This window comes from Streptomyces sp. NPDC001980 (assembly GCF_040296885.1).
In the GTDB taxonomy this organism is placed as follows: Bacteria; Actinomycetota; Actinomycetes; order Streptomycetales; family Streptomycetaceae; genus Streptomyces.
Genome location: NZ_JBEOYD010000102.1, coordinates 1 through 3,618, shown reverse-complemented (window position 1 = coordinate 3,618; position 3,618 = coordinate 1). Strand labels below are relative to the sequence as shown.

Sequence of the window (3,618 nt, the reverse complement as noted above, 5' to 3'; positions counted from 1 at the left end):
CGCCTCCACCACGTCCACCTCGGACGCCAACAGACCCGCATTCGCCAACGCCTGCCGGATCACCCGCTGCTGCGAGGGACCGTTCGGAGCCGACAGACCGTTCGACGCACCGTCCTGGTTCACCGCACTGCCACGGATCACCGCCAGCACCGGATGACCATGACGCCGCGCATCCGACAACCGCTCCAGCAACACCACACCGACGCCCTCACCGAAACCGGCACCGTCGGCGCCTTCCGCGAAGGACTTGCAACGGCCGTCGGCGGCGACGCCGCCCTGCTGGCTGAGCCCCACGAACAGGCCGGGACCCGCCATCACGGTCGCGCCGCCGGCCAGGGCCAGAGTGCTGTCGCCCGCGCGCAGGGACTGCGCGGCGAGGTGAATCGCCACCAAAGAGGAGGAGCAGGCGGTGTCGACGGTGACGGCCGGGCCCTCCAGGCCGAAGGCGTACGCGATCCTGCCGGAGCCCACGCTGGACTGGGTGCCCATGCCCAGGAACGCCTCGACGCCGTCCGGGACGTGGTGCAGGGGGCCGCCGTAGTCGGTGCCCATCAGGCCGACGAAGACGCCCGTCCTGCTGCCGCGCAGAGTGCCCGGGGCGATGCCCGCGCGTTCGAACACTTCCCAGCTGGTCTCCAGGAGCAGCCGCTGCTGCGGGTCCATGGCCAGCGCCTCACGCGGGCTGATGCCGAAGAAGCCGGGGTCGAAGTCGGCCGCCCCGGCGAGGAAGCCACCCTCGCGGGCGTGGGACGTCAGTGTGTCGGGCGCGCCCTCGCCGAACAGCCCCCGGGTGTCCCAGCCACGGTCCTCCGGGAACGGGGAGATGGCGTCCCTCGCCTCGCTGACCAGGGTCCACAGGTCGTCGGGCGAGGCGACCCCGCCGGGGTAGCGGCAGCCCATGGCGACGATCGCGACCGGCTCGTCGGTGCGCTTCGACAGACGCTGGTTGGCCTCCCTGAGGCGTTCGTTGTCCACCAGTGCGCTGCGCAGGGCAGTGATCACCTGGTCCTGAGGGGCAGTCATCATGAGCTCCACACACGTCGATCCGGATCAGGATTCGTCATTACCGAGGGCACTGGCCCAGCGGACGAGATCGTCCACGTCCATGTTCTGGATGTGGTCGATCCGGTCGGCCGTCGTCTGCTGCCGCCCCGCCTCCGCCAGCCGCAGGATCACGTCGAGCACGCCGGCCGCACGCAGCTGCGCCACGGAGACGGACGCGACGGCCTCGCGGATCTCGTCGTCGTCCGCGTCCCCGCCCGGCTCCGCGGGGGATACGGCAGCCACGGCCGGGGCCAGTCCCAGCTTGTCGTAGAGGTGGTCGGCCAGCCCCGAGGCGGTCGGGTAGTCGAACACCAGGGTCGGCGTCAGCCGGGTGCCGACGGCGGCGGAGAGGCGGTTGCGCAGTTCGACGGCCATCAGCGAGTCGAAACCGAGGCTCGTGAACGTCACGTCCGGGTCCACGGCGGCGGGCCCGTCGTAGGCGACGACCGCGGCCACGGTCGAGCGCACCAGATCCCGCAGGCTGTCCCGCTGCGCCTCCTCCGGCAGCCCCTCCAGCCGTTGCCGGAACGTCGTCGCGTCCGCCGATCCCTCGGCCACGGCCGGGGTCCGCCGCACGGCGGGCCGCACCAGGTGGCGCAGCAGCGGCGGGATCTCCCCGCCGCGGGGCGACAGGTCCAGGTGGATCGGCACCAGCACGGCGTCGTCCATGGCGGACGCGGCGTCGAACAGCGCCAGTCCGTCGGCCGAGCCGATGGGCCGCACACCGCCGCTGGTCAGCCTGGCCACCTCGCGGTCGCCGAGCCCGCCGGTCATGGCGCTGCGCTGCTCCCAGAAGCCCCAGCCCAGCGACTGGGCCGGCAGGCCCGCGGCGTGGCGGCGCTCGGCCAGCGCGTCGAGGAAGGCGTTGGCCGCGGCGTAGTTGGCCTGGCCGGCCGCGCCGAAGGTCGCCGACGCCGAGGAGAACAGCACGAACGCGGTGAGCCGCAGGTCACGGGTCAACTCGTCGAGCAGCAGCGCCGCGTCGGCCTTGGGTCGCAGTACGCGGTCGACCTGCTCCGGCGTCAGCGACGTGACCGGGGCGTCGTCGAGCACCCCGGCCGCGTGCACGACCCCGGTCAGTGGCCGGTCGGCCGGGATGCCGGCGATGACGTCGGCCATCGCGGTCCGGTCGGCGGCGTCACAGCTGACGGCCACCACCCGGGCACCCGCAGCCGTGAGTTCGTCGACCAGCTCCGGGTCCGGCCCGGAGCGTCCGACCAGGACGAGGTCGCGTACGCCGTGCCGGTCCACCAGGTGCCGGGCGGTCAGCCCGCCGAGGACGCCGCCGGCTCCGGTGATGAGCACCGTGCCGTTCGGGTCCCACTTCGGCTCCTCGCCGCTCGGCGCGGCCCGCACCAGCCGGGCGGCGAGTGCGGCACCGTCCCGGACCGCGAGCTGCGGTTCCCCACAGGCCACGGCGGCGGGCACCCACCGGGTGACGTCGTCGGCCGGGCCGAGGTCCAGCAGGACGAACTGGCCGGGGTGCTCGCTCTGCGCCGTCCTGACCAGGCCCCACACCGCGGCGTGGACCGCGTCCCGGGTGTCGGGCCCGGCGGCACCGCGGGTGACGAACACCAGACGCCGGTCGTCCTCGTGCTCCGCGGCCAGCCACTCCTGGACCCGGGCGAGCGCCCGATGCACGACGGCGTGCGCGTCGTCGCCGGATCCGGTGAAGTCCGCCACCTCGTACGGCGTCACGGGAGTGCCGTCGGCTGCTGTCACCGGATGCCAGTCGACCCGGTACAGCGACCGCACCCGGGCGGCCTCCAGCTGCCCCGCCACGAGCGGGCGCATCACCAGCGACTCGATGGCGGCGACCGGGGATCCGGCAGCATCGGCGGCGGTGATCGCGACCTCGTTGGTGCCGGTCGTCGTCAGCCGCACCCGCAGGGTGGTCGCGCCCGACGCGTACAGGCTCGTCCCGCCCCAGCTGAACGGCAGCCGGACTCCACCGGCCTCGCCCGCGGACGGTCCGGCCTCGACGGCCGCCAGCCACAGCGCGTGCAGCGCCGCGTCCAGCAGCGCCGGGTGCAGACCGAACGACTGCGCGCGATCACGGTGTGCCTCGGGCAGAGCGACCTCGGCGTACACGTCGTCACCGCGGTGCCAGGCCGCCCTGAGCCCCTGGAAGCCGGGCCCGTACTGGTATCCCTGCTCGGCGAAGCGGGCGTACAGGTCGGTGGTGTCCAGGGGTTCGGCGCCGGCCGGGGGCCACTGTCCGCCCAAGGCGTCCGCCGTTGCGGCACCGGTGGCCAGCGCGCCGGTCGCGTGCCGGGTCCACTCCTGGTCGGCGGGTGCGTCCTCCTCCCGCGCGTACAGGTTGAGCGAGCGCCGCCCCGACGCGTCCGGCGCGCCCACCGACAACTGGATCGCGAGTCCGCCGCGGTCGGGCAGGACGAGCGGTGTTTCCAGGGTCAGTTCCTCGACCGTCCCGCAGCCGAGCTGCTCACCCGCATGCTGCGCCAGCTCCAGGAACGCGGTACCCGGCAGCAGAACCGTGCCGTTCACCGCGTGATCCGCCAGCCACGGATGCGACCGCAGCGACAACCGCCCCGTGAACAGATACCCCTCCGC

At 73.8% G+C, this 3,618-nt stretch carries 2 protein-coding genes; both read right to left on the bottom strand.

Annotated features, from left to right (window positions below; genetic code table 11):
* Positions 1-1,023: beta-ketoacyl synthase N-terminal-like domain-containing protein (locus ABT137_RS50845; RefSeq protein ID WP_351720854.1), on the bottom strand; the 1,023-nt coding region annotated here is incomplete at its 3' end.
* A 27-nt stretch (positions 1,024-1,050) separates the two neighbouring features.
* A partial coding sequence (locus ABT137_RS50840; protein WP_351720851.1) for a type I polyketide synthase occupies positions 1,051-3,618 on the bottom strand: 2,568 nt, incomplete at its 5' end.